The sequence below is a fragment of the Balneatrix alpica DSM 16621 genome, assembly GCF_000619885.1.
Taxonomy (GTDB): Bacteria; Pseudomonadota; Gammaproteobacteria; order Pseudomonadales; family Balneatricaceae; genus Balneatrix; species Balneatrix alpica.
The window spans coordinates 505,659-530,511 of sequence record NZ_JHUZ01000006.1 but is presented as its reverse complement, the minus strand read 5'-3'; the positions used below and the strand labels follow the sequence as shown (position 1 = coordinate 530,511).

Annotated in this window: 22 protein-coding genes; 6 read left to right on the top strand and 16 right to left on the bottom strand. The window is 56.9% G+C overall.

Annotated features, from left to right (window positions below; genetic code table 11):
- Positions 1 to 10: 10 nt before the first annotated feature.
- The 8 genes from Q334_RS0102965 to trmB all read right to left on the bottom strand — a co-directional run bounded on the left by Q334_RS0102965 (position 11) and on the right by trmB (position 9,543).
- On the bottom strand, positions 11 to 862 hold the full coding sequence (locus Q334_RS0102965) for an ABC transporter six-transmembrane domain-containing protein (protein ID WP_035460551.1): 852 nt from the start codon (positions 860 to 862) through the stop codon (positions 11 to 13).
- A complete protein-coding gene (locus Q334_RS19805; RefSeq protein ID WP_051527477.1) occupies positions 855 to 2,159 on the bottom strand; it encodes a sensor histidine kinase in 1,305 nt (434 codons plus the stop codon). Before Q334_RS19805 ends, Q334_RS0102965 begins: the two co-directional genes overlap by 8 nt.
- Positions 2,160 to 2,843: a response regulator transcription factor gene (locus tag Q334_RS0102955; RefSeq protein WP_027311899.1), complete on the bottom strand. Its 684-nt coding sequence runs from the start codon at positions 2,841 to 2,843 to the stop codon at positions 2,160 to 2,162.
- On the bottom strand, positions 2,840 to 5,971 hold the full coding sequence (locus tag Q334_RS0102950) for an efflux RND transporter permease subunit (RefSeq protein ID WP_027311898.1): 3,132 nt from the start codon (positions 5,969 to 5,971) through the stop codon (positions 2,840 to 2,842). Before Q334_RS0102950 ends, Q334_RS0102955 begins: the two co-directional genes overlap by 4 nt.
- Complete coding sequence (locus tag Q334_RS17830; RefSeq protein WP_051527476.1) at positions 5,968 to 7,116, bottom strand: efflux RND transporter periplasmic adaptor subunit; 1,149 nt, start codon at positions 7,114 to 7,116, stop codon at positions 5,968 to 5,970. Before Q334_RS17830 ends, Q334_RS0102950 begins: the two co-directional genes overlap by 4 nt.
- Position 7,117: 1 nt before the next feature.
- Positions 7,118 to 8,488 (bottom strand): TolC family protein, encoded by a 1,371-nt coding sequence (locus Q334_RS0102940; RefSeq protein ID WP_051527475.1) that lies wholly within the window; start codon positions 8,486 to 8,488, stop codon positions 7,118 to 7,120.
- Positions 8,489 to 8,566: 78 nt separating this feature from the next.
- Positions 8,567 to 8,848 (bottom strand): 2Fe-2S iron-sulfur cluster-binding protein, encoded by a 282-nt coding sequence (locus Q334_RS17825; RefSeq protein ID WP_035460550.1) that lies wholly within the window; start codon positions 8,846 to 8,848, stop codon positions 8,567 to 8,569.
- The gene (gene trmB, locus Q334_RS0102930; RefSeq protein WP_027311896.1) at positions 8,848 to 9,543 is read right to left on the bottom strand and encodes a tRNA (guanosine(46)-N7)-methyltransferase TrmB; all 696 of its coding nucleotides are present in this window, start codon (positions 9,541 to 9,543) and stop codon (positions 8,848 to 8,850) included. The genes Q334_RS17825 and trmB overlap by 1 nt, the downstream gene beginning before the upstream one ends.
- A 236-nt stretch (positions 9,544 to 9,779) precedes the next feature.
- On the opposite strand from trmB, the gene Q334_RS0102925 reads away from it, so the two are divergent.
- Positions 9,780 to 10,712 (top strand): DHH family phosphoesterase, encoded by a 933-nt coding sequence (locus Q334_RS0102925; RefSeq protein ID WP_027311895.1) that lies wholly within the window; start codon positions 9,780 to 9,782, stop codon positions 10,710 to 10,712.
- Positions 10,713 to 10,779: 67 nt separating this feature from the next.
- On the opposite strand, the gene Q334_RS0102920 is transcribed toward Q334_RS0102925, so the two are convergent.
- The 3 genes from Q334_RS0102920 to Q334_RS0102910 all read right to left on the bottom strand — a co-directional run bounded on the left by Q334_RS0102920 (position 10,780) and on the right by Q334_RS0102910 (position 12,233).
- Complete coding sequence (locus Q334_RS0102920; protein WP_027311894.1) at positions 10,780 to 11,568, bottom strand: thiazole synthase; 789 nt, start codon at positions 11,566 to 11,568, stop codon at positions 10,780 to 10,782.
- Between the two features lie 64 nt (positions 11,569 to 11,632).
- On the bottom strand, positions 11,633 to 11,836 hold the full coding sequence (gene thiS, locus Q334_RS0102915; RefSeq protein ID WP_281172989.1) for a sulfur carrier protein ThiS: 204 nt from the start codon (positions 11,834 to 11,836) through the stop codon (positions 11,633 to 11,635).
- A gap of 10 nt (positions 11,837 to 11,846) precedes the next feature.
- Positions 11,847 to 12,233, bottom strand: a complete 387-nt coding sequence (locus Q334_RS0102910; RefSeq protein ID WP_027311892.1) for a DUF423 domain-containing protein — start codon at positions 12,231 to 12,233, stop codon at positions 11,847 to 11,849.
- A 159-nt stretch (positions 12,234 to 12,392) separates the two neighbouring features.
- On the opposite strand from Q334_RS0102910, the gene hemC reads away from it, so the two are divergent.
- From hemC to Q334_RS0102890, 4 genes are read left to right on the top strand one after another with little or no spacing between them, the layout of a single operon-like run.
- Complete coding sequence (hemC, locus tag Q334_RS0102905) at positions 12,393 to 13,322, top strand: hydroxymethylbilane synthase (RefSeq protein ID WP_027311891.1); 930 nt, start codon at positions 12,393 to 12,395, stop codon at positions 13,320 to 13,322.
- Complete coding sequence (locus tag Q334_RS17820) at positions 13,309 to 14,106, top strand: uroporphyrinogen-III synthase (RefSeq protein WP_051527474.1); 798 nt, start codon at positions 13,309 to 13,311, stop codon at positions 14,104 to 14,106. The genes hemC and Q334_RS17820 overlap by 14 nt, the downstream gene beginning before the upstream one ends.
- Positions 14,099 to 15,391, top strand: a complete 1,293-nt coding sequence (locus Q334_RS17815; protein WP_051527473.1) for a uroporphyrinogen-III C-methyltransferase — start codon at positions 14,099 to 14,101, stop codon at positions 15,389 to 15,391. Before Q334_RS17820 ends, Q334_RS17815 begins: the two co-directional genes overlap by 8 nt.
- Positions 15,388 to 16,632 carry a heme biosynthesis protein HemY gene (locus tag Q334_RS0102890; RefSeq protein WP_027311890.1) on the top strand — a complete coding sequence of 415 codons (1,245 nt, stop codon included), beginning with the start codon at positions 15,388 to 15,390 and terminating at the stop codon, positions 16,630 to 16,632. Before Q334_RS17815 ends, Q334_RS0102890 begins: the two co-directional genes overlap by 4 nt.
- 90 nt (positions 16,633 to 16,722) lie before the next feature.
- Here Q334_RS0102890 and Q334_RS17810 read toward each other — a convergent pair whose 3' ends face one another.
- The 4 genes from Q334_RS17810 to trxA form a co-directional block, all read right to left on the bottom strand.
- Positions 16,723 to 17,454: an NAD(P)H-flavin reductase gene (locus Q334_RS17810; protein ID WP_051527472.1), complete on the bottom strand. Its 732-nt coding sequence runs from the start codon at positions 17,452 to 17,454 to the stop codon at positions 16,723 to 16,725.
- 10 nt (positions 17,455 to 17,464) lie between these two features.
- A complete protein-coding gene (gene ubiD / locus Q334_RS0102880; protein WP_027311889.1) occupies positions 17,465 to 18,931 on the bottom strand; it encodes a 4-hydroxy-3-polyprenylbenzoate decarboxylase in 1,467 nt (488 codons plus the stop codon).
- Positions 18,932 to 19,054: 123 nt separating this feature from the next.
- Complete coding sequence (rho, locus tag Q334_RS0102875; protein ID WP_027311888.1) at positions 19,055 to 20,314, bottom strand: transcription termination factor Rho; 1,260 nt, start codon at positions 20,312 to 20,314, stop codon at positions 19,055 to 19,057.
- A gap of 240 nt (positions 20,315 to 20,554) precedes the next feature.
- Positions 20,555 to 20,878, bottom strand: coding sequence for a thioredoxin TrxA (gene trxA / locus Q334_RS0102870; RefSeq protein WP_027311887.1), 324 nt, complete (start codon positions 20,876 to 20,878; stop codon positions 20,555 to 20,557).
- Positions 20,879 to 21,064: 186 nt separating this feature from the next.
- On the opposite strand from trxA, the gene ppx reads away from it, so the two are divergent.
- Positions 21,065 to 22,588: an exopolyphosphatase gene (gene ppx, locus Q334_RS0102865; protein WP_027311886.1), complete on the top strand. Its 1,524-nt coding sequence runs from the start codon at positions 21,065 to 21,067 to the stop codon at positions 22,586 to 22,588.
- 70 nt (positions 22,589 to 22,658) lie between these two features.
- On the opposite strand, the gene ppk1 is transcribed toward ppx, so the two are convergent.
- The gene (gene ppk1, locus Q334_RS0102860; protein ID WP_211249477.1) at positions 22,659 to 24,800 is read right to left on the bottom strand and encodes a polyphosphate kinase 1; all 2,142 of its coding nucleotides are present in this window, start codon (positions 24,798 to 24,800) and stop codon (positions 22,659 to 22,661) included.
- Positions 24,801 to 24,853: the final 53 nt, after the last annotated feature.

Genomic DNA, 24,853 nt, shown 5'->3' with positions numbered 1-24,853 from the left:
AGAGGGAGGCTTAAGCCTCCCTCAAACTCTCCACCTGCTGCAGCCGACTACTAATTTCGGCCAGGCGAGACAGCCCCTGCAAAGTTATAGGCAACAACACGGCAGCCTCCACGAATTCGAGGGAATAGCTGAGGATGGCGAATACCGTCCCAGTGGAGGGTTCCACCAGCTGCGCCGTCAAATACAGATTGGTCAACACAAAGCCAAACAGCAGGATAAAAATCAGCCCATATAACAGCGCTTCGGTATCGGATAGACGCACTTCCCGGCTGCGTAATTTACGGAGATGAACACGCAATCCTGTGAGCGACAAGGAGGCAAGTACGCTCACCTGTCGCTCCCGCTGGTTATTGAGCAATTGATTAAGACGAATAAAGCGTTGATGCACACAGGCATAGAACAACAACATACCGCCCCCCGCCAGAATCGCACTCAGGGACAACCAGGGGGAAAAAGTGGCCAGAATGACAATCGCCGCCACAATCTGAATCACCGCGGTCAGGAGTGGCGGCACTTCATTTTCGAGAAAATCCACCAGCTCCCGGGACATGTCCAAACGCGCATTGCGGCTAGAGAGTGCTTGTCCCTGTAAGTGCTGTTGTACCGCTATCCCAAGACTGACACGAATACTGCCGTAGACACGAGTGTCGTAGAACCGACGTGCTACCCCCAGCACCACTAAGGCCAGCAATAGCATACCCAGGTTGATGACCCCGGCGCTTTGTCCGTCCAACAGGTCATCAATACAGTTACCGATCAGCAGCGGCAACAGTACCATCAGCCCATTCTCTGCCAATACCATCAACCAGGTGAGGCTGATCACCCCTCGGTGACTACGCCCAATGGAGGCTACGCTAAACATGCCCCCCTCCTCGGCCGTTCTTCGGCAACTGCAAATGCACCCGCCAGCCCGCCGCCAACGCCTCACTCTGCACCTGCCACTGCAAGCGCTGGCAAATTTGCTCGACTAACAGCAGCCCTAAACCCGCACCCGGCTGATGGCGACTGCTGCCCTCCAGATACTCCTGGTTTTCAATCACAATATGATCCGCCGCCAACACCAGGCGCACCTCCCCCTCCTGGGTGTATTGGAAGGCATTGCGCAGCAGATTGCTCAATACGATGCGTAGCGGCACCTCGGCCAGGCTCCGCTCAGCCGACACACCATAGTGTTTATTCACCATCACTGCCTTGCCCTGTAACAGGTATTGCAGCTCCTCACTGACCTCATCCAGCACCTGTGCCAGGTTCAGACTGCGAATGGCAGGCGGCTGTTCAGTCTCGCGGCTCAGCCACAACAGGGTTTCGGTCAACTGCTGCATACTATGATTGGCCCGCTTGACCCGCTGCAGGGGGCGCTGCACAGCAGCGGGTATCTCCATCCGCTCCAACAGCTCCATACAGGCGCGAATCACCGCAATAGGGGTGCGTAATTCGTGGCTGGCATGGCGTAAAAACTGCTGACGCTGACTCAGCAAAGCGCCAATGCGGGCGAATGCCGCCTGCAACTGTTCGGCGATGCGTCGTAGTTCCCGATAGCGAAAATCGGGCAAAGGCTCGGACCAGGTGTCCATCGACAAGCGCTCTGCCCATCGCGCCAGACGTTCACTGGCGCAATAAACCCGGTAGTTATACAGCAGCACCACCAGCAACATCAGCAGAAAATAGCCCGCCACCAGCCATAAGCTGTTAAACCAGGGACGTTCAAACTCCCGTAACTCCTCAGCGCTCATCAGGTTGGCATCATAGTTCGAGATCAAATACAGCGAACGGCCATCAAACAGCGGGTAGTGATAGGCCTGAATAAAACGCACATCGCGCCATTGCCCTTCCCCTCGCGGGCTGTATTCGGTCAGAAAAAACTGGCCAGGGGCCAGTTCCGCCAAAGGAATCTGCTGTTGATAAAAGTCCGGCACCTGGCGCCAGTCATCCAGATAAAAGTAGGTGGAATAGGTATGGGGCAGTGTCGCCTCCGGATTCTGTCGATAAGCCTGCTCAAAGGCCCGTGCCTCCATCAGCAGCGAGGAACGTATCGCCTGATCCAACCCCTGTTCGAAATAGCGCCATAACCATTCGGCAAAAAATAACGCCGAGATTAACGCCAAACCCAACACGAACAGGCTGAGTTCCTGACGCATGCTTAACTGACCTAGACGCATTTATTGCTCCTCAAGCTGCAGATATACCCCCTGCCCCGGGCGGGTGTGAATCAATGGCCGGGCAAAGGGTTTATCCACCTGCTGACGCAAATGAAATAAATGCACCTTCAGGGCGTCAGAGTCCGGAGGGCTGTCTGGCCACAGACGCTGGGCCAACTGGCTACGGCTTAATAAAGCAGGACTGGCACGAACCAGCGCCTCCAATAACACCCAACCACTGGGGGTCAACTTGAGTAACTGATCTGCCCGCCAGGCCTGATGCCGATCCAGATCGAGACATAAATCCGCCACCTGCAAACGCCGGGCACGACCACTGCGCCGACTGGCCAGGGCACGCACCCGCATCACCAGCTCCTCCAGCGCAAAGGGTTTGACCAGGTAGTCATCGCTGCCGGCACGGAAGCCCGCCACCTTGTCATCCAGGGTATCCCGCGCGGTTAACATCAACACCGGCGTATCCACCCCTTCGGCCCGCAGTTGTTGGCACAGGCTCAAGCCATCCAACCGGGGTAGCATCAGATCCAACAGCAGGACATCGTAATGCTGCTGTAACGCCAGCTGTAACCCGGCCTGGCCATGGTAGGCCAGCTCTACTTCGATCTGCTCCAGGGCCAGGTAGTCAGCCACCGAAGCGGCCAGATCAAAATCATCCTCGACCAGCAACACCTGTAATGGCGGGCTCATGCTTGCACCTCCTGTGGATAACAACGCTCCCGTCGCAACGACAACAGGGATTCAGCCAGGCGAATCAAACTGGGGATCAACACCAGCGTAATCAGGGTGGCGGCTAAAATACCGTATCCCATCGCCACTGCTGCCGGTATCAGGAACTGCGCATTCTCCGCCGTTTCCCAAATCAACGGCACCAGCCCGGCATAGGTGGTCACCGAGGTCAGCAGAATCGCCCGCAGACGGCTACACCCCGCCTCCAACAAAGCCTGATCCACCGCCATCCCCTGACGGCGCCCCTCATTATAGGCACTGACCAGGAGCAAGCTGTCATTCACCACCACTCCAGACAGGGCCAGGATGCCAAACATCGACAGCACACTCAGCGGCAAGTCATGCAGCCAATGTCCCACTAAGGCTCCCAAAATGCCAAAGGGGATCGCCGCCATAATCAGCAACGGCTGCCAGTAAGAACGCAGCGGAATCGCGATCAGTGCATAAATGGCGATCAGCGCCAACACAAAGGCCGTCTGCATGGAGGCATTGGTCTCCGCCTCTTCCTGCGCCTCGCCCCCCAAAACGATCTGCAGCTGTGGATAATCCCGCCGCAATTGGCTGAACAGCCCCTGCTCCAATGCCTGCATCAACTCCGCCGAACTGACTTGCGCCTTATCCAGGTCTGCACTCAGGATCGCTACCCGATTACGATCCGCCCGCTCAATTTCGGTCGCCACATAACGGCTCTGCCAACTGGCCACCGCGGTTAAAGGCAACACCTGTCCCTCCGCCGTGCGAATGTGCGCACGCTGCAAGTCATCCACGGTTTGCCGCTGGGAGGCCAGATAACGCACCTTCACCTTGACCTCCTCACCATCGCGCTGCATACGCTGTACTTCATAGCCCTGGTACGCCTGCTGCAGCTGTTGCGCCAGCATCCCTGTGGTTAAACCCGCAGCCTGACCGGCCGGGGTGAGCTGCAATTCGATTTGCGCCTGGGCCGCCTTCAGGCTGTTTTGCACGCCACTGACACCGGGATATTGCTGTAACTGCTGCTGCAATCTGGCACTGGCTTGCTGGAGAACCTCAACCTCCGCTGCACGCAACTCAATACTCACATCGGCAGCCCCCTCCCAGGCGGTAATAAACTTAAGCTTCCGCACCCCTTCCAGGGCCCCCACCCGCTGCTGCCAGCGCTGCGCCAATTGCTCCGTCCCCAGTGGCCGCTGCTCACGGGGAGATAAGCCGGCAATAATGACCGCGCCATCCTTATGGGCCAGGGTCATCAGATGGGGAATCGGCGCCTGCGCTAATTGATACTCTTGCTGCACCTCCTGGCTGACCTGCTGCGCCAGTTGCTCCAGCGCCAGTGCCTGCTGATGCAATAAACGCTGGCTAAGACCGGGCTCAGTGGCCAACTCCACCTGGATAAAGTCACTGGGAATATCAGGAAAAAACACCGCCCGCACCTTACCCGCCGGCACCCAGCCTAACACCAGAATCAGCAGCGACAGGGCAACACAGAGCACCAAACCGGGGTAGCGCAATAACCTTGTTAACAGCGGCCGGTAGCAGCGTTGACTAAAGTACTGCAACCCTGCATCCGCCCCCTGCTGCAGGCGCCGCCAACCACGCCCCAGCCATGAGGGCGCCGCCGTGGACGACCGCCGTGACGAGGCCAGGTGTGCGGGCAAAATCAATTTGGATTCCAGCAGCGAAAACACCAGACAAAATGCCGCCGCATAGGCAAAGAAGCTGAAGATTTTACCCATCTCCCCTTCCACCAGCGTCAACGCCATAAAGGCCACTACCGTCGTGAGCACACCAAATACCGTGGGCACCGCCACCCGCTGCGCCCCACGAATGGTGGACGCCAGCGAGGCCCCGGCACGCTGGTGCTCGCTGTGAATGCTTTCCCCCACCACGACTGCATCATCGACAACGATGCCAATAGCGATAATAAAACCAAAGGTGGTCAGCTCATTGATGCTCAGATCAAACAGGCGGATATCCATCAACAACAGTGCGCCGGCAACAATCACCGGAATCCCCATGCCGACCCAAAACGCCACCCGGACATTAAGAAAGAGCGCCAGCAGCACCATCACCAAGAGCAGTCCACTGAGACTGTTTTTAAACAGCAGGCTTAAGCGACTGCCAATGTACTGGCTTTGGTCATTCCAGATCGCCACCTCCACCCCCTCGGGGAGTTGCGCCTGATAGGCGCTCACCTCCTGCCGCACGGCCTGAGCAATCGCCATGATGTCGGAGCGTTTATACATCTTGATGTCCAACCAGATCGCCGGCTGGCCATTAAAACGCGACAGCAACGACGACTGAACATAGCCATCCTGGATCTGCGCCACCTGCCCCAAGGTCAAACGCTGCCCATCCGCTGTTTCCTTCAACAGAATGTCGGCAAACTCCTGCTGCCAATAGCGTGGCTGGTCGGCACGTAGCAGCCAACGCCCTTCACTGCTCTGCAGCTCGCCCCCTCCTTCCAATACAGAGGAGGCCGCTATCCGCTCGGCCACCGTCGCCAGGCTAAGCCCCTGGGCCTGCAACTGCCGCTCATCCAGTTCAATCGCGACTTCAGTACTTTGGCTACCACTGAGATTAATCCGTTCGATGGCGGGGTGATTTAACAGGTGCTGGCGCAGGCGCCGCGCACTTTGCTGCAGTACCTCGGCCTCCGCCGGGCCATAAATGTGTACATTCAGTGCATCCTCCAGATACACCTCCTGCCGCACCACTGGCTTTTCTGCTTTAGCGGGTAAGGTGCCCAGACTGTCGATGCGGCCTTTCACCTCCGTATAGAGCTTGTCCAGGTCATAGCCGCTGCTGCGCTCGATACGCAGGCTGGCCCCTCCTTCGTGGGACCAACTGCTGATTTTTTTAATCCCCGCTACCCCCTGCAAAGCCTCTTCCAGCTTAAGGGTCACCCCCTGCTCCGTTGCCTGGGCCGAACCACTGAGGTACTCCACACTCACGTTGATACTAGTAGGCGGCAGCGGGGGGAAGGCCTCCACCTTCAGGCCGACGGCAGACAGAGCTCCGCCCACCAGGATCAACCACATCAATAAATTGGCTGCCACAGGATTACTGGCAAACCAGGCTACCCAGCCGCGTTGCTGATCATGGCTCATGGCTGCTGCTCCTGCTGCGGCTGCACCCGCATCCCGGGCAAATAGCTCACCAAGGGATGCCGTACCAGCAGTAACGGCGCCGGTAAGCCCTGTTGCGGCACAAAGACCTTACCCGCCTGACTGAACAGTGGCTGCACCGCCTGGCGTTGCAAACTCTGCCCCTGCACATACCAGAGCTCCCCGGCGGCACTCAGTGCCGATGCCGGTAGCGCAAAGAGTTGCTGTTGCCGCTCACCCTGCAGGCTCAGCTCCACAAAGCTGCCAAAGAGCAGTGCGGGCTGTTGTGCCAAGGGCTGCTGCAGCGCCACTATCAGACGACGCTGCCGGGTGCGCTGGTCACGCTCCATTGCCACTCGTACCACCTGCCCCTGCCACTCGGCCGCGCCCTGTTGCGGGTCACGAATACGCACCGGCAACCCCAGAGGTTGCGCTGGCAGTAATTGCCACTGGGCTGGGCTGAGCGCCAGGCTCATCTCCGCCACCTCACTGGCCTTCAGACTGGCCAAGGCAGTGCCTGCCTCGACATAACTACCCAGGCCGATATTCACCTCACTGACCACGGCGGCAAAAGGTGCCCGAATCCGGCTGGATGCCAACTCCTGCTTAGCTTGCGCACGGGCTTTCTCCGCAGCGGTCAAACGCGCCTTGGCCGCCTGCAACTGGGGTTGGCGCAGCAACAGCGAACTCGGCTGCTGACTTAGACCACTGCGGCGCCACTCCTGCTCGGCCTGCTGTTGCTGCTGTTGCTCCTGCAACAACGCCAGCTTGGCTTCCGCCACCCCTTGCTCAGCACTGGCCAACGCCGCTTCATAACGACTGGCCTCTAACTCAACCAGCACCTCCCCCTGCTGCACCTCTCCACCCACCACCAAGCTGGGATGGCGCCAGCGTACCTGACCGCTGACCTGAGCCAGCAGCCTAATCTGTTCGCTGGCCTGCACCTCGGCATAGCCCTGCAGTTGCGCTGAGTGCTCGCCAGGCGTTAACGCCAGCACACTGACCCGGGGCAGGCTGGGAGGCTGTGCAGACTCCTCCAGCACAGGTCGATCTTCAATCGCCTCCAGGGTCAGCAGCGCACTGCCCAGCACCAGAGCCACCCCCACCAAACGGCTAAGCCAGGCCAGCCAAGACGAACTCCTTTGCATACTAAACTCCCATGCCCAGGGCCAGCCCCAGGGTAATGCGGTTAACCAGACGGGCCTGCTGGGTCTGCAATAACTGCAGGCGGGTGCTGTAAAGATTCTGTTCGGCACTCAACCAATCGAGGATATCGACCAACCCTTGCCGATAGCGTTGCTGATAATGGCTGGCACTGAGTTCAGCATGCTGCAAGGCCTGCTGATAATGCTGTTGCTGCTGGGCCAGACTTGCCTCACGACTGAGGCTGTTTTCCACCTCATGCAGCGCCGTCAGGAGAATGTGCTGATAACGCAGGTAACTGACCTCCACCTCTAAATCGGCGATTTCCGCCTGGCGTCGCAAACGGCCGCCGTTAAATAGAGGGGCCGTGATACGGTTCAGCACACTCCAGGCCGAGGAGCCACTGAGCAGTTCCCCCAGATCGGGTCGGGCCTGGCTTAGGCTGGCGCTGAGGTTGAAACCAGGCAACAGCGCCTTCTCCGCCAGGGCCGCCTGACGGGCACGGATGCGAATGCCCTGATAGGCCGCCTGAATATCCACCCGCCGTGCCAGCCACTGGGCCGGCACCAGGGCAGGCGGAGCCGAGAGCTGCCAGTCATGAGTAAGGGCTTGCGAGGTGAGTTGAGGGCTGGACTGCGCCTTACCCTGCCATAGCGCCAATTGGCGCCAGGCCTCCGCCTGGCTTTGTGCAGTCGCAGCCTGTACTGCCTGGGCGCGCGCCAGCTGGGCCTGGGCGGTTTGCCAATCCGCCTGGCTACCGAGCCCTTGGCGATAACGCTCCCGACTGCTGCTGGCGGTTAACGCCAGACTGGCCAGCCATTGCTGCTCAATCGCCATTTGCTGCTCACGCAGACTGAGCTCGATCCACAGCTGCATGACCTTGGCCGCCAAGGAATCACGTGCCGCCTGGTAATCCAGACGCTGCTGTTCATGCTCCTCCTCAGCTAAGCGCTGCTGGTCGGCCAACCGCCCCCAGACATCCAGCTCCCAACTCAACTCCAGCCCCAGGGTATGGCTGTGATTAAACTGTTGCGTCTGATAGCTGCGCTGACTCTGCAGGTTAAGGCTCAGCTCAGGTACACGCCCCGCCTGTGCCTGGCGCGTCAGTAAGCCCTGCTGCTGTAAGCGTAAAGCGGTTTGGCGTAAATCAAGGTTGGCCGCCAATGCCTGCTCGACCTGCCGGCGCAGCACTGGGCTATTCAACAGAGCCAAAAGCTCGGTGGTTAAGGGGGGCAAGGCCGATGTCGGCCAGTGCTTGGCTTCCTGCCAAGCTGCCGGTAACCCGTCCGGCTGTGCCTCAGGCAGCCTTAACTGACTGCTGCAGCCCAGCAACAGGCTTAGCGACAAGCCGATCAGGAGGTTAAAACAGAGGGTCATGGCTGTATCCACTCAGCGAAGAGGCACACAGCAAAACAAATCTGAGGTTAAGAGGGGGTTAAGATTAGCCGGGGATGCTTAACGTGCCGGATAGCAGGGCTCGCCCAATTCCAGCTCCGCCGAGGCAGGGTAGGCAATGCAAGGCAGGATACGGCCTGCCGCCAGCTCCTGCTGGTTAAGGCCGCGCGGCTGAATCTGGCGGTAGTCAATCTGGCCACTCAGTAACGGACACTGGCAGATACCACACACACCATTGCGACAGGCCTGCCGCACCGGCAGGCCAAGTTGTTGCAGGGCCGTCAGCAACGGCTGGGCAGAGTCCAATTCGCAACCCTGCTCACCTACCTGCAACCGAGGCATTAGCTGATGCGCTCGAACATCAGATCCCATACTCCATGACCTAACTTTTCCCCACGCCGCTGGAACTTGGTCACCGGCCGGTGTTCCGGCTGCGGAGCATACTGGCCTTCACCCAGCGGGTTACGATAACCCGGTGCCGCAGTCATCACTTCCATCATGTGTTCAGCATAGGGCTGCCAGTCAGTCGCCATATGGAATATCCCCCCTACACGCAGGTGGCCACGCAACTGTTCGGCAAAGGCGGGCTGCACAATCCGCCGTTTATGATGCTTTTTCTTTGGCCAGGGATCGGGGAAAAACAGCTGTAGGGTATCAATGCTGGCGGCGGGCAGGCATTGCTCCAATACCTTGATTGCATCGGCACAGAACACCCGCACGTTGGTCAAACCCGCCAGGGCGACATTGTTAAGTAGGCGCCCTACCCCCGGCTCATGCACTTCAATACCGATAAAGTTCTTCTCCGGCATCGCCTGGGCCATCGCCACCAGGGAATCACCCATGCCAAAGCCAATCTCTACCACCAGCGGTGCCTCTCGGCCAAAGACCGCGGTCAGGTCGAGCAAGCCCTGCTCCAGCTTGAGTCCATACTGGGCAAACTGGGTTTCCAGCGCCTTGGCCTGGCTGGGGGTCATACGTCCGGAGCGTTTAACGAAAGAACGCACCTCACGCATATAAGGCTGTTGCTCGTCGCTCATGGCTATTCCTCACTGCAAAAACAAAGCGGCCTATTTTAGGGTTCTGCACTTGGGGGTCAATCAACCTCGTTAAAAACGCTGCCCCCCAGACTAGCTCCGTCCTATCTTGCTTCAGCTAATCTGCGGTTGAGGGCAGTTATCAGCAAGCAGGATAGACGCAGACAAGGAAAGCCAAGTAGGCTATAACCTATTTCACCCTTTGGGCCCTGCCCGCCAAAACAACCCAGGAGTTCGAGATGTCAGGGAACACTTACCGGCTGGTAACCCGCAGCGATTTCGATGGCTTGGTCTGTGCCGTCTTACTCAAGCACCTTAACCTGATTGATGACATCAAATTTGTTCATCCCAAAGATATGCAGGATGGTTTGGTCGAGATCAGTGAGCGGGATATCACCACTAACCTGCCTTATGTTGCCGGCTGCCATCTGGCCTTTGATCACCACCTGAGCGAAACCATTCGCAACGACAACATCGCCACTAACCATATTATTGATCCGGATGCCCCTTCAGCGGCACGGGTGGTCTATGACTACTACGGTGGGTTGGAGCGTTTTCCAGCCAGCTGGACGGCGATGATGGAGGCGGTGGACAAGGGCGACTCGGCCCGTTTCAGCCAAGATGAAGTGCTCAACCCCAAGGGCTGGGAGCTGCTTAACTTTATTATGGATGCTCGTACCGGGCTGGGCCGCTTCCGTGAGTTCCGCATCTCCAACTATCAGTTGATGATGGAGCTGATCGACTACTGTGCCGATAACAGCATTGAGTCCATTCTGCAGCTCCCCGATGTCAAAGAACGGGTTGAGCTGTACTTCGAGCATGCGGAACAGGCCAAGGAGCAAATCAAACGCTGCGCCAGCGTGCATCAAAACCTGGTGGTGCTGGATCTGCGCGATGAGGAGACCATCTATGCCACCAACCGCTTTGTGGTGTATGCCCTCTATCCCCAGTGCAATATCTCCATTCACCAGATGTGGGGGTTAAAGCAACAAAACACCGTCTTTGCCATCGGCAAATCGATCTTTAATAAGAGCTCCAACACCAATGTGGGCGAGTTATGCCTGAGTTACGGTGGAGGCGGTCATGCCAATGCCGGCACCTGCCAGGTAGCCAACGATAAGGCTGCCACAGTACTGCAGGAGCTGATCACTAAGATCACCGCCGACGGTTAAGGCACAAGCTAAACAAAATGGGGTGCCCAGCACCCCATTTTTATTGTTCATCAGCTCTCTAGGCTGTTCAGCCTGGCTGAATTAGCCCTTCTAGCGGCGATGAAGCACTGGCATAGAGCCGCTTCGGCATCCGCCCGGCCAAGTAGGCTTCACGTCCGGCTTCCACTGCTTTTTTCATCGCACTGGCCATTAGCACAGGCTCGCGGGCCGCAGCAATAGCGGTGTTCATCAGTACCGCCACACAGCCAAGCTCCATCGCCACCGCCGCATCCGAAGCGGTGCCCACCCCAGCATCCACCAGTACCGGCACCTCGGCCTGCTCCAGAATAATGCGCAGGTTATAGGGGTTCACAATGCCAAGCCCCGAGCCGATCATCGAGCCCAGCGGCATCACCGCGATACAGCCCCGCTTTTCCAGTTCTTTGGCAACGATAGGATCATCGCTGCTGTAAACCATCACCTTGAAGCCATCTTTCACCAGCGTTTCTGCCGCTTTCAGGGTCTCCACCACGTTGGGATAGAGCGTCTTCTGATCACCCAGCACTTCCAGCTTCACCAGATCATGGCCATCCAGGAGCTCACGGGCTAAACGGCAGGTGCGCACCGCATCCTCGGCGTTATAGCAGCCAGCAGTATTAGGCAGAATGGTGTAACGCTCGGGTGAAATCACCTCCAGCAAATTCGGCTCACCCGGATTCTGACCAATGTTGGTGCGGCGCACCGCCACCGTGACAATCTCGGCCCCACTGGCCTCAATTGCCTCACGGGTTTGCTGTAAATCCTGATACTTGCCAGTGCCGACCAGCAAGCGTGAGTGAAAACGACGTCCCGCTATTTCCCAACTATCGTCACGCATTCTTTTGCCTCGCAGTTAATGAGTTATCCCCCTGGGGCTGACAGGGTCTGTTATAAGCTGCCGCTCAGCCGCCGCCGATGGCATGGACGACTTCGATACGGTCGTCTTGTTGTAATAGGGTTTGCTCATGCAGGCTACTGGGCACAATCTCGCCGTTAAGCTCGACGGCTACCCGCTTGCCCGCCAATTCCAGTTGCTGCAATAAGGCCAACACACTCAGCGACGTACTGAGCTGCTGTTCCTCACCATTTACCACTACCCGAATCATGCTTATATCCTCAATTTCCCAGCAGGCGATATCCCGCCCAGGCCAGCAATAACCAACCGGCTAATAACAGCAGACCGCCCAAGGGGGTAATCGCCCCTAACCACTTGATGCCGGTCATCCCCAACAGGTAAAGGCTACCGGAAAATAGCACCACCCCGACAATCCAGCAGCTGGCTTGCCAACGCAACAAGCCACTGAGTTGGGGATGTTGTTGCAGTAGCCAGGCCAGGGCCAACAATGCCACTGCGTGCACCAACTGATAATGGGCAGCGGTATTGATGATCTGCAGGCTGTAGGCATCCAGCCGCGCTTTCAGACCATGGGCGGCAAAGGCACCAAGCGCCACCGCCAGGAAGCCATTCAGGGCCGCAGCCAGCACAATCCAACCTTGAGTCATGACCTGCTCCTGTCATTAAACCGGGGTTAATAAACACGGAAAACGCCGCCATGACAACGCCAATAGCGCTTTTGCTGACCTTAATCCTGCCGCCCCAGCCAAGTTTTGCTAGAATGGCCGCAATTTTTGCATGGCAACACGCCCAGTAATGGATGGCCCATGAGCACCAAGATACGCATCGCGACCCGTAAAAGTCCCCTTGCCCTGTGGCAAGCGGAGTACGTCAAAGCCCGTCTGCAGCAATTGCACCCCGGCATCGCCGTGGAACTGGTGGGCATGACCACCCAGGGCGATAAAATTCTGGATACGCCCTTAGCCAAAATTGGCGGCAAAGGACTCTTCGTCAAAGAGCTGGAACATGCTCTGCTTAACGATGAGGCCGATATTGCTGTGCACTCCATGAAAGATGTACCCATGGCCTTTCCAGCAGGCTTAGGGCTGACGGTGATCTGCCCGCGGGAAAATCCCTATGACGCCTTTGTCAGCAACCACTTCGCTGACTTGGATGCCCTGCCGCAAGGCGCCGTGGTCGGCACTTCCAGCCTGCGTCGCCAAGTGCAACTAAAGGCACTGCGCCCTGACCTGCAACTGCGCGATCTGCGCGGCAACGTCAACACCCGACTCAGCAAGCTCGACCGGGGCGAATATGACGCCATCGTCCTCGCCTGTGCCGGCCTGATTCGTTTACAGATGCCGGAACGCATCCGCCAGGTCCTCCCTGCCACCACCAGCCTGCCCGCCGGCGGCCAGGGTGCCGTGGGTATTGAATGTCGTCTGGATGATGAACACACCCGGGCCCTGCTCGCTCCATTACATGATGCCGATACCGCCGATCGAGTGATGGCCGAGCGCGCCCTCAATCGCCACCTGGAAGGGGGCTGTCAGGTACCGATCGGCTGTTACGCCGAACTGGAAGGCGAACACCTCTGGTTGCGAGCCTTGGTTGGCCGTCCAGATGGCAGCCTGGTCCTGCGTGCCGAAGCCCGCGCTGTGCGCCAGCAAGCGGAACAACTGGGCATCCAGGTGGCGGAAGATCTGTTAGCCCAGGGGGCCGGAGCGATTCTGGCCGAGGTCTATGGACAAGGCTAAGGCCCTGCACGGGCTACGGATTCTGGTCACCCGTCCTGCCCCACAAGGGCAGGCGCTGGTGCACCTGCTGCAACAGCATGGAGCCCAGCCAACCTGGCTACCGCTATTACAGATTGAAGCCCTCAGCGAACAAGACAGCGCCTATCAAGCAGCCAAACAGGCCTTACTCAATCTGGATTACTACCAGGTGGTCATCTGTACCAGTCGCCCGGCCGCGCGCCTAGCGATCGAGCTAATCGACCAATACTGGCCACAACTCCCCATCGGCATACGCTGGCTGGCAGTCGGGGCAGGCACTGCCGCAGAATTGGCCGAGTACGGGATTGAGGCGGAAACTGGCGCCGATGGAGAAGACTCCGAAGCCCTATTGCGGCATCCTGCTCTACAACAGCTGCAACATGGCAAAGTATTGTTATTAAAAGGAGAAGGCGGGCGCACGCTACTGGCAGAGCAACTCCAGACCGCTGGGGTCGAAGTTTGCCAGGCTATCTTATATCGACGCCAGCCCTGCCCGGCTCCCGCACACTTCGCCCAGCTTCTGGCTGATACCCAAGTGGTATTGCTAAGCAGTGGTGAAGCACTGCACCATTTTCACCAACTTTGTGGTGGTCCACGCCCCCTGCCCCTGGTTGTTCCCAGCCAACGGGTAGCGGAACTGGCGCAACACCAGGGTTGGCCCACTATACTCATCAGTGCTGGCGCCCAGGATCACGCCATGCTTGATTGTTTAACCCGGTGGCGCCAAGGCGCCCCCTGTCAACAGGATGGATGTTCGCATGACTGAACAGAACAGCACACCGGATACTCCCGCTAACCAGCCCCAGACTGATGCGCCCAGCAATAAGAAGCGCAAAGATAAGGCGGCTGCCGCACCGGCTGCCCAGGTCAACGAACCCAGCCGTGATACACAGCTAGCCAAGCAGACTGCGCAACCGGCTGCTACAGCACAGGAAAAAATCAGCCAGCCCACTGAGCCCCCCTTGGCGCCCAGCAACAAAGCTGCCGAACCCGCCACCAAAGCCAGTAAGGCGCCGCTGGTCATCGCTATCCTGCTCGGTGCCGGCGCACTGGCCTTCAGTGGTTACACCTATTGGCAATTACAGCAACAGCAACAACTGAGCAGTAGCCAGCTGTCCATTCTGGAGGCCAGCCTCAGCAGCGTGCAGAGTAGCCAGCAACAGCAAAGTCAAAAGCTGCAGGAGAATCTGCAGGGTCAGTTAGGCGACATCCGCCAGCAACAACAAAAGGCGCTCACAGAACTAGCTGCCGCCGAACAGCGCATCGACACCGGCTTACAGCAGATGCGTGCCCTAACCAGTACCAGCCGTACTGACTGGCAACTGGCTGAAATCGAATACCTGCTGCGCCTGGCCAATCAACGTATTTTGACCGAGGGGACCGCTAGCGGCGCCCTGGCCCTGCTCCAGTCCGCTGACGCCATCCTGCGTGAGCTGGATGATGTTTCCGTCTACCCCGTGCGTAAAGCTCTGGCAGAAGATCTGGCCAAGCTGGAAGCTATTCCTAAACTGGATGTAGAAGGCAGCTTCCTGCGCCTGGCCGCCTTAAATCAACAGGTTGATCAACTCAGCCTGCTGCCTGTCACCGATCAGGAAACCATTCCCACGCTACTCAAAGAAGTCGCCGGTGAAGAAGCCGCCGCCAGCTGGGGCGCGAGTCTGAGCGAAGCCTGGGATAAGGCTTGGCGTAAACTAAATGAGCTGGTCGTGGTCCATAAGCGTGACGGCGAAGTACAGCCGCTGCTGTCACCACAGGAACATTTCTACCTGCAGCAGAATCTGCATCTCATGCTGGAGCAAGCGCAACTGGCCCTGCTACAGGGCAAGCAGCAGGCCTATGATGCCAGCCTGGATAAAGCATTAGAGTGGATTCCGCGCTACTTCAATCAAGAGCAAGCGGCTACTCAAGCCCTGCTGCAAGGCTTAAAAGAACTACGCCAATTGCAAGTCGCCCCCCAGCTGCCGGATATCAGCAACTCACTGAATACGCTGAAAGCCTATCTAAAAGCGATCCATGGCCCCAGCAGCCAACAGGGAGGTAGTGCAGGATGAAAAAACTCTTCCTCTTTATCCTGATCGTGCTGCTGCTCGGCACCTGGATTGGTCAGGAGATCACCAAAGACAGCGGCTATATCCTGGTGGCATTCCAAAGCTGGACGCTGGAAACCAGCCTCTGGATAGGGATGCTGATCAGCCTGCTGCTATTTATGCTACTGCATGGCCTGTTGATGCTGTTCTATAAACTGCGTCTGCCAGGGGAACGCTTCCGTCTGTGGCGCCACCACCGCTTGCAAAACAAAGCCAGCGTCAAAACCACCCGAGGGCTACTTGCCCTGGCGGATGGCCGCTTTAAACAGGCCGAGCGCTGGTTAAGCCAGGCCGCCAGTAAAAGCGAACAACCCCTGATCAACTACCTGTCTGCCGCCCAGGCTGCCCAGGCGCTGGGCAACAACGAGCAGGCGGATAAGTGGCTGCAACAGGCCAGTCAAAGCACTAAGGGGGCTGGATTGGCCGTGGGTATGACTCAGGCCCAATTACTACTTGAACGCGGCAACTACGAGAAAGCCCTGGCCACCCTGCTTAATCTGCGCAAGCAAGCACCCAAGCATCCGCAGATTCTCCGTCAGTTGAAGGACTGCTATCTGGCCTTGAAGGACTGGACCGCGCTAACAGAACTGCTCAGTGATCTGCGTCGCTTACAGGTGCTCGACCACAGCAGCCTGCAACAACTGGAACAACTGTGCTGGAGTGAACGCCTGAGCCAGGCTGGCAATGATGCCAGTATGAGCCAGGAAGAACGTATCCAGCAGGTGCTCAACACCTGGCAACAGCTGCCCAAGGCACTGCAAGAGCAACTGGAAATTGTGCGGGCCTATGTGCAGCGCCTACACAGCCTCGGTGCCGAAGACAAGGTTGAGATCGTGCTACGCAACCAACTCAACCAGCATTGGGATACCCAGTTGGTACGCCTGTACGGCATCAGCAAAGGGGAAAATCTGGAGCGTCAGCTCAAGCAGGCAGAGCAATGGCTCAAGCAGCGTCCTGACGATGGCCCGTTACTGCTCAGCCTGGGGCGTATTGCTCTGCAACTGCAGCAATGGCCTAAAGCGCGACAATACTTTGAAGCCAGCCTCACTGCCGAGCCCAGCCATGAAGCCTTGCAGGAACTGGCTCGCTTACTGCTCCATTTGGGCGAGCAGGTCAGTGGTGCCAGCTTACTGTTAAAGCACGCCAAACTCTTTGATCAGGGCTTACCTAGCCTGCCCATGCCCGATCAGAAAAAGACTGGCTAAACGCTGAAACAAAAACCGCCGCACAGGAAGCTGGGCGGCGGTTTTGTTTTGGCGCTCATTTTTGCAGTTCAGTAGTGCCGCTATGGAGGCCTAGGCCGGCACCTCATCACGTGGGGCATAGGCAAACACATCGGAATGCATCTGCTGCTTATGCAGCCCCTGCAACATAAAGGCATCCAGGGTGGCATAGACCATACCAGGTGAGCCCGACACCCACACCTGCGCCTGGGTCAGATCATGTTTGTCGGCCAGCACGGCCTCATGCAGTAAGCCCGTCCGCCCCTGCCAGGCTTCACCAGCCCCTTCACTGACAACCGGAATAAAGTGCACATTAGCGTGGGTACTCACCCACTGCTGCGCGAGCTCAGGCCAGTACAGGTCCTCCGCCACACGTACGCCCCAGTAGACATACAAGGGCCCTTGCCATCCCTCTGCCAAGGCTTGCTCCACTAAGCTTTTCACCTGGGCAAAACCCGTGCTGGCAGCCAACATCAAAATCGGCGCCTCAGCAGCCGGGGCTTGCCAGACAGCGTCACCCGCCGCCAAACTAACCGCAATCTTTCCCCCTTGTTGCAACACCTCAACCACCTTGGCCGACAGTCCATTATCGGTGGTGCGTCGCACGTGCAGCTCCAGGGCAGGCCAAGCAGCTGGGGTCGAGGCTAAAGAAAACGCCGGTTGTTCTCCGCTGGGTAATAACAATTGCAAATACTGACCCGCCTGATAAGGACAGGGAGTATCCGTCAGGACCTGCAACTGCACGCGAAAGACATCACCCTTAAGCGGGGTCACATCCACAATCTGACACTCAAAACGGGTCACACCACACCTCTCACTCTATGCCCAACTCATCCCAGAGGGCATCTACTCGCTGTTTAACTGCCTCATCCATGCTGATGGGCACGCCCCACTCTCGATTGGTTTCCCCCGCCCACTTATTGGTGGCATCCAGGCCCATTTTCGAGCCTAACCCCGATACTGGCGAGGCAAAATCCAAATAGTCGATTGGCGTATTCTCTATTAATAGGGTATCCCGCGCCGGATCCATACGGGTGGTAATCGCCCAAATGACATCCTGCCAATCACGGGTATTGACGTCCTCATCCACCACGATAACAAACTTGGTGTACATGAACTGACGCAGAAACGACCAGACTCCCATCATCACCCGCTTGGCGTGGCCCGGATACTGCTTCTTCATACTGACCACCGCCAGGCGATAGGAACAACCTTCTGGGGGTAAATAAAAATCAACAATCTCCGGAAATTGCTTTTGCAGAATAGGAACAAAGACCTCGTTCAGCGCCACCCCCAATACCGCCGGCTCATCAGGTGGACGTCCAGTATAGGTACTATGGTAAATCGGCTTATCCCTCATGGTGACTCGCTCAACGGTAAAGACCGGGAAGCGATCTACCTCATTGTAATAACCGGTATGGTCACCAAAGGGGCCTTCATCCGCCATATCATCAGGGTAGATAAAGCCTTCCAGGACAATTTCAGCACTGGCGGGCACTTGCAGATTGGAGCCCAGGCACTGCACGACTTCGGTTTTACTGCCACGCAGGAGACCAGCAAAGGCATATTCCGACAGGGTATCCGGCACCGGCGTCACTGCCCCCAAGATAGTCGCAGGGTCGGCACCCAAGGCCACCGCCACCGGGAACGGCTGACCCGGATGCTGCTGACACCATTCACGATAATCCAGAGCACCGCCACGATGCGCTAACCAGCGCATAATCAGACGGTTACGACCTATCAGCTGCTGACGGTAAATACCCAGATTCTGCCGCTCTTTATTCGGCCCACGGGTAATCACCAGGGGCCAGGTCACCAGAGGACCAGCATCACCAGGCCAACAGGTTTGAATCGGCAGCTTATAGAGATCCACTTCCTCACCCTGCCAAACCTTGGCTTGGCAAGGCGCCTTGGAGACCACCTTGGGCCCCATATTCAGCACCTGCTTGAATAGCGGTAGCTTATCCCAGGCATCCTTCATGCCCTTGGGAGGCTCGGGCTCTTTCAGAAAGGCCAGCAGTTTACCCACTTCCCGCAGTGCTTCTACCGACTCGGCCCCCATGCCTAATGCCACCCGCTCAGGGGTACCAAATAGATTGGCCAACACCGGCATGTCGTAACCTTTGGGATTTTCAAATAACAGTGCTGGGCCGCCCTTGCGCAGGGTACGGTCACAGATTTCCGTCATTTCCAGATGAGGATCGACTTCCACCTGAATACGCTTGAGCTCCCCCCGCTGTTCAAGCAGGCGGATAAAATCACGCAGATCCTGATATTTCATGGTCATCAATGCACCTTACAGCAGGCAGCGCTTTTCCAGATAAAAAGCAAGGTTTTGGGGTGCCTGAATAGGCAAAAGGGCAAGTCAGAGACTTACCCTTTTGCACTGAGAAGTCGAGGAAGTTTAACCTCGCTTCATCGACATGAAGAACTCATCGTTGGTCTTAAAGTCCTTCAGCTTATCGAGGACAAACTCGATGGCCGCCGCATCATCCATCGGATCCAGCAGCTTACGCAGAATCCACATGCGCTGCAGCTCTTCCTCGGAAGTCAGCAGATCTTCACGACGGGTACCGGAGCGGCGAATGTTGATCGCAGGGAAGGTACGCTTTTCTGCAATGCGACGATCCAGATGGATTTCCGCGTTACCGGTACCTTTGAACTCTTCGAAAATCACATCGTCCATCTTCGAACCGGTGTCCACCAGCGCGGTAGCGATAATGGTCAAAGAGCCACCTTCTTCAATATTACGGGCCGCACCGAAGAAGCGCTTGGGTTTTTCCAGCGCATGGGCATCCACACCACCGGTCAGCACTTTACCAGAGCTGGGAATGACGGTGTTGTAAGCACGCGCCAGACGGGTAATAGAATCCAACAGAATCACCACATCTTTCTTGTGCTCAACCAGGCGCTTAGCCTTTTCGATGACCATTTCCGCGACCTGTACGTGACGGGCTGGGGGTTCATCGAAGGTAGAAGCCACGACTTCACCGCGCACGGTGCGCTGCATTTCGGTCACTTCCTCGGGACGCTCATCGATCAACAGAACGATCAGGTAGCACTCAGGGTTGTTACGCGAAATGGAGTTGGCGATGTTCTGCAACATCAGCGTCTTACCCGCTTTAGGCGGAGATACAATCAGCGCCCGCTGACCTTTACCAATCGGGCAGATCAGGTCAATGACACGGGAAGTCAGGTCTTCGGTACTGCCGTTACCCTGTTCAAGCTTCAGACGCTTGTTAGGGAACAAGGGGGTCAGGTTCTCAAACAGAACCTTGTTTTTCGAAGCCTCAGGGCGATCAAAGTTAATATCCCCCACCTTCAGCAGGGCGAAATAGCGCTCCCCCTCTTTGGGCGGACGAATTTTACCGGTGATGGTATCGCCTTTACGCAGGTTAAAGCGGCGGATCTGGCTGGGGGAAACGTAAATATCATCTGGGCCGGCCAGATAAGAAGAATCCGCAGAGCGTAGGAAGCCAAAGCCATCTTGCAGGATTTCCAGTACCCCATCGCCGTAGATGTCTTCACCTACTTTGGCGTGTTTTTTCAGGATAGAGAAAATTACATCCTGCTTACGGGAGCGAGCCATATTTTCCAGGCCCATCTCATCCGCGAGCTCTAGCAGTTCTTGGACAGGTTTTTGTTTGAGTTCGGTAAGATTCATAGCATGAAAGAGGCGATCACTCGCTTTAGACGAAGTGAGAGGAGGGCCACCCTAGGGTGGAGTCACATAAAACTTAAGCAGTAAATTACAGCAGTAAAAGAGGTCAGTATGCGGATGGCTTAAGGCCGGGGGCTTGGACTGACTTCCAGAATGGACAGGGGGATAATAGTGAATAAGCCCAGAGCTGTCCAGAAATCAGATGGGAAGATGCCCCGCAGGGGGCATCTTGTCAAGCCTGGATCAGATGTTCGCGTCGATAAAAGCGCTCAACTGAGACTTCGACAGTGCGCCCACCTTAGTGGCCTCCACATTGCCGCCTTTGAACAGCATCAGCGTGGGGATACCGCGAATCCCGAACTTGGGCGGGGTATCAGGGTTATCATCCACGTTCAGCTTGCACACTTTCAGACGACCGTCGTACTCCTTGGCGATCTCTTCCAGTACAGGCGCGATCATTTTACAGGGGCCACACCACTCAGCCCAATAATCGACCAGCACGGGGCCCTCGGCCTTGAGTACATCCTCGTCGAAAGAGGCATCGCTGATGATTTGAATATTGCTCATTAGGGGTCTCCAATAATTCGTGACCTGAAGTGGGGCCCATCTTAGCACTGCCCTCAGGGTGGTAAAAGGGGCGAGTGAAAGCCATTGGTCGGACGCTTTAATCGCTATTCCTGTCTTGGGTTTCCAAGGCTTTCTGCTAACCTATGGCGAAAAGTAGGGGCACCTGCGCGCATTTCAAGGGACACTATGGTCAACACTGAATCCGTCGTTGCAACCCAAGCGGTTGAACATCCTCTGATTGCAGCCATCGATCTTGGCTCCAACTCCTTCCATATGGTGTTAGCCCGCTTGGTACAGGGCGATGTACAGATCGTCGATAAGATGGGCGAAAAAGTACAGCTAGCCGCAGGTTTGGACGCCAATGACAATCTCAGCGAAGACGCCATGGAACGAGGTCTGGCCTGCCTGGAGCGCTTCGCCCAGCGAATTGCCGGAATGCCCAGAGGCGCAGTGAAAATTGTGGGCACCAATGCGCTGCGAGCAGCGCGCAATCGAGATGAGTTCATCCGCCGGGCACAGAGCCTGATTCAACACCCTATCGAGGTTATTGCTGGCCGTGAAGAGGCACGTTTAATTTACCTCGGTGCCGCTCAATCCCTGGCGGGCAGCAGTGGTAGCCGCTTGGTGGTGGATATTGGCGGTGGCTCTACTGAGTTCATTATCGGTGAGCGAATGGAGCCCAAGGCACTAGAAAGCCTGCACATGGGCTGCGTGTCCTACACCCAACGTTTCTTTGCCGATGGCGAAATTAATGAGAAATCCTTTCGTAAGGCAGTGATGGCCGCCCAGCGTGAGCTCATGGCGATTCGCCAGCACTTCAAACGCCACAGCTGGGACCTCGCTATTGGCGCCTCCGGTACGATTAAGTCGATTGAAAACATCTGTGTCACCCAAGGCTGGAGCGAGGCAGGCATTAGCTTGGACGGCCTACGCAAGCTGCGCAAAAAACTGATGCAAACCAAGCATGTCAGCCTGCTCAAACTCGATACCTTAAAACCAGACCGGCAAAATCTGCTCCCCGCTGGCTTGGCAATTCTATGGGCAATTTTTAATGCCCTAGATATCGAGATGATGTACAAGGCAGATGGCGCCCTACGTGAAGGCTTGCTGCTGGATATGCAGGGCCGCTTGCTGCATGAGGATATTCGGGAACGCACCATTGACGCCCAGATGCGCCGCTACCACGTTGATAAGCGCCATGCCTATCGGGTGGAGAACTCTGCACTCATTGCCCTGGCTCAGGTCAAACAGCAATGGGATCTGTTAGAGCCGGAATACCATCATTTACTCAGCTGGGCGGCCCGCACCCATGAAATTGGCTTAGCCATTGCCCACTCCAATTTCCATAAGCACGGTGCCTATATTCTGGAAAATGCGGATCTCGCCGGCTTTACCCGCCAAGAACAGATGGCCCTGGCCAGCTTGGTGCGCAACCACCGACGCAAACTCAGTAAGAGCACCTTCGAGGCGCTACCCCTGAACTACCGCGAGCCCTGCTTAAAGCTCACCGTTTTGCTGCGCTTGGCAGTGGTCTTACACCGTAACCGCAACAAACAGCGTCAGCCAGCCTTTAACCTGTCCTTACAGGACACCACCCTGCAGCTCAGCTTCCCTCCGGGATGGCTCGATAGTCGTCCCCTTACCCGTGCAGAACTCGCTGAAGAGGCGGCTTACCTCAGCAATCTTGGCCTAGTCCTGGAATATCACTAACCCCCTCATCATCTATACAAAGGGCAACCCGCGGGCTGCCCTTTTGCATAGTGATTAAACCGCAGGCGCTTTAGGTGGCGGCGGCCGCCAAGCGCTCCAGCAACAGCTGTTGGGCACTGATCGGGTCTTCACCTTCCTGGGGATGATTACGGCTGTAGTGACCATCCGACTGCAGCTCCCAGCTTTGGCTGTTATCGCTCAGGTACAGCTCCAAATCCTTCTTCACCCGTGGGCCAACACGCAAAGGTTCCATCGGGAAGCAGGTCTCTACCCGGTAGAGCATGTTACGCTCCATCCAGTCGGCACTAGCTGCATAAATTTCCGGCGAACCATCATTGTGGAAATAAAACACCCGGGTATGTTCGAGGAAACGACCGATGATTGAGCGCACCCGGATATTATCCGATACCCCGGCAATACCTGGACGCAGACAGCACATCCCCCGCACAATCAGATCGATCTTCACGCCTGCCTGCGAGGCACGATACAGAGTACGAATCAAACGAGGCTCGGTCAGGCTGTTAACCTTAATGATGATGTAAGCCTCTTTCCCCGCCTGAGCATTGCGCATTTCCCGCAGGATAAATTCGACCATTTTCGGATGCAGAGAGAAGGGTGCATTGTAGAGCTTCTGCAAACGCAGAATTTTGCCCATCCCAGTGAGCTGCTGGAAGATCTTGTGAACATCCTCCCCCACCTCTTGGTCTGCGGTCAGCAGCGAATAGTCGGTATAGAGACGGGCGGTACCCTGGTGATAGTTGCCGGTACCCAGGTGGACATAACGGCGCAGCCCCTCATCTTCATGGCGCACAATCATCATCATCTTGGCATGGGTTTTATAACCCACCACCCCGTATACCACGACCACCCCCGCTTCTTGCAGCAGGCTGGCCAGCTTAAGGTTGTTCTCCTCATCAAAACGGGCGCGAATCTCGATCACCGCCGTCACTTCTTTACCGTTACGGGCGGCCTCGACTAAGGCTGCGACAATTTCCGAGTTGCCACCGGTGCGATAAAGAGTCTGTTTAATCGCCAGCACCCTCGGATCACGCGCCGCTTCACGCAGCATATCCACCACCGGGGTGAAAGACTCATAAGGATGAAAGAGCAGCAAATCCCGTTGCCGCAATGCTTCGAACATCGACTTCTTATCACGCAGACGTCTGGGCATGCCCGGGGAGAAGCTGGTGTAGGCCAGATCAGCACGGGTGACCAACTCACGCACCGCGGTTAAACGGCTCAGGTTCACCGGACCGTTGACCCGATACAACTCGTTGTCACTCAAGCCAAACTCTTCCAACAAGAAGCTCACCAGCATATCAGGGCAGTTATCCGCTACCTCCAGGCGGACAGCCTGGCCAAACTGACGGTGCTGCAACTCCCCTTTTAGGGCGCGGGCCAAGTCATCGACTTCTTCCGCATCCAAATCCAGGTCGGCATTACGAGTCAGGCGGAATTGATAGCAGCCCTTCATTTCCATGCCAGGGAAAAGCTCATCGGCAAAGGCGTGTATCACCGAGGAGAGAAACACCAGGTTATCGCCACCGCGACATAGCTCATCCGGCAAGCGGATCAGACGGGGCATGGAGCGCGGTGCTGGGATAATGGCCAAACCGGAATCCCGGCCAAAGGCATCCTTCCCTTCCAACGAGACAATAAAGTTCAGACTCTTGTTAACCAAGCGGGGGAAGGGGTGAGCAGGATCCAGCCCTATCGGTGTCATTACCGGCATCAGGGTGTCCATAAAATAACTACGGATCCACTCCCGCTGGGCCTTGGTCCACTCGCGACGACGCAGGAAGCGTATACCCTCTGCCTCCATGGCCGGAATCAATACATCATTCAGAATGGAGTACTGGCGGGTGACCTGTTCATGACAGATTTCCCGAATGCGGCGCAACACTTCCTGGGGTTGCAAGCCATCCGGGCCGACCTTTTCCCGGCCAAAGCGTATCTGACGCTGCAGCTCGGCCACTTTAATCTCAAAAAACTCGTCCAGGTTACTGGAGAAAATCAGCAGGAACTGCAAGCGCTCCATCAGCGGGTGACGCTCATCCAGCGCCTGCTCCAGCACCCGTATATTAAATTGCAGGTGGCTAAGGTGGCGGTTGATATAGAGCTCCGGCGAGGACAGGTCGATCGCTGGCGCATGCTCTTCCAGGGCTTCCGTCTGCACGCCAGTAGCCTCCATGGCTGGGGCAGTTTGAGTCATAGGATCCTCACTTCTCCTGGGACAGACGGCGGGGCGCATATCGCCCCGTCAGC

Bases quoted from the DNA above. Each gene is read 5' to 3' on its own strand.
- Q334_RS0102965 (WP_035460551.1), bottom strand. From the start codon at position 862: ATGTTTAGCGTAGCCTCCATTGGGCGTAGTCACCGAGGGGTGATCAGC.
- Q334_RS19805 (WP_051527477.1), bottom strand. From the start codon at position 2,159: ATGCGTCTAGGTCAGTTAAGCATGCGTCAGGAACTCAGCCTGTTCGTG.
- Q334_RS0102955 (WP_027311899.1), bottom strand. From the start codon at position 2,843: ATGAGCCCGCCATTACAGGTGTTGCTGGTCGAGGATGATTTTGATCTG.
- Q334_RS0102950 (WP_027311898.1), bottom strand. From the start codon at position 5,971: ATGAGCCATGATCAGCAACGCGGCTGGGTAGCCTGGTTTGCCAGTAAT.
- Q334_RS17830 (WP_051527476.1), bottom strand. From the start codon at position 7,116: ATGCAAAGGAGTTCGTCTTGGCTGGCCTGGCTTAGCCGTTTGGTGGGG.
- Q334_RS0102940 (WP_051527475.1), bottom strand. From the start codon at position 8,488: ATGACCCTCTGTTTTAACCTCCTGATCGGCTTGTCGCTAAGCCTGTTG.
- Q334_RS17825 (WP_035460550.1), bottom strand. From the start codon at position 8,848: ATGCCTCGGTTGCAGGTAGGTGAGCAGGGTTGCGAATTGGACTCTGCC.
- trmB (WP_027311896.1), bottom strand. From the start codon at position 9,543: ATGAGCGACGAGCAACAGCCTTATATGCGTGAGGTGCGTTCTTTCGTT.
- Q334_RS0102925 (WP_027311895.1), top strand. From the start codon at position 9,780: ATGTCAGGGAACACTTACCGGCTGGTAACCCGCAGCGATTTCGATGGC.
- Q334_RS0102920 (WP_027311894.1), bottom strand. From the start codon at position 11,568: ATGCGTGACGATAGTTGGGAAATAGCGGGACGTCGTTTTCACTCACGC.
- thiS (WP_281172989.1), bottom strand. From the start codon at position 11,836: ATGATTCGGGTAGTGGTAAATGGTGAGGAACAGCAGCTCAGTACGTCG.
- Q334_RS0102910 (WP_027311892.1), bottom strand. From the start codon at position 12,233: ATGACTCAAGGTTGGATTGTGCTGGCTGCGGCCCTGAATGGCTTCCTG.
- hemC (WP_027311891.1), top strand. From the start codon at position 12,393: ATGAGCACCAAGATACGCATCGCGACCCGTAAAAGTCCCCTTGCCCTG.
- Q334_RS17820 (WP_051527474.1), top strand. From the start codon at position 13,309: ATGGACAAGGCTAAGGCCCTGCACGGGCTACGGATTCTGGTCACCCGT.
- Q334_RS17815 (WP_051527473.1), top strand. From the start codon at position 14,099: ATGACTGAACAGAACAGCACACCGGATACTCCCGCTAACCAGCCCCAG.
- Q334_RS0102890 (WP_027311890.1), top strand. From the start codon at position 15,388: ATGAAAAAACTCTTCCTCTTTATCCTGATCGTGCTGCTGCTCGGCACC.
- ubiD (WP_027311889.1), bottom strand. From the start codon at position 18,931: ATGAAATATCAGGATCTGCGTGATTTTATCCGCCTGCTTGAACAGCGG.
- rho (WP_027311888.1), bottom strand. From the start codon at position 20,314: ATGAATCTTACCGAACTCAAACAAAAACCTGTCCAAGAACTGCTAGAG.
- trxA (WP_027311887.1), bottom strand. From the start codon at position 20,878: ATGAGCAATATTCAAATCATCAGCGATGCCTCTTTCGACGAGGATGTA.
- ppx (WP_027311886.1), top strand. From the start codon at position 21,065: ATGGTCAACACTGAATCCGTCGTTGCAACCCAAGCGGTTGAACATCCT.
- ppk1 (WP_211249477.1), bottom strand. From the start codon at position 24,800: ATGACTCAAACTGCCCCAGCCATGGAGGCTACTGGCGTGCAGACGGAA.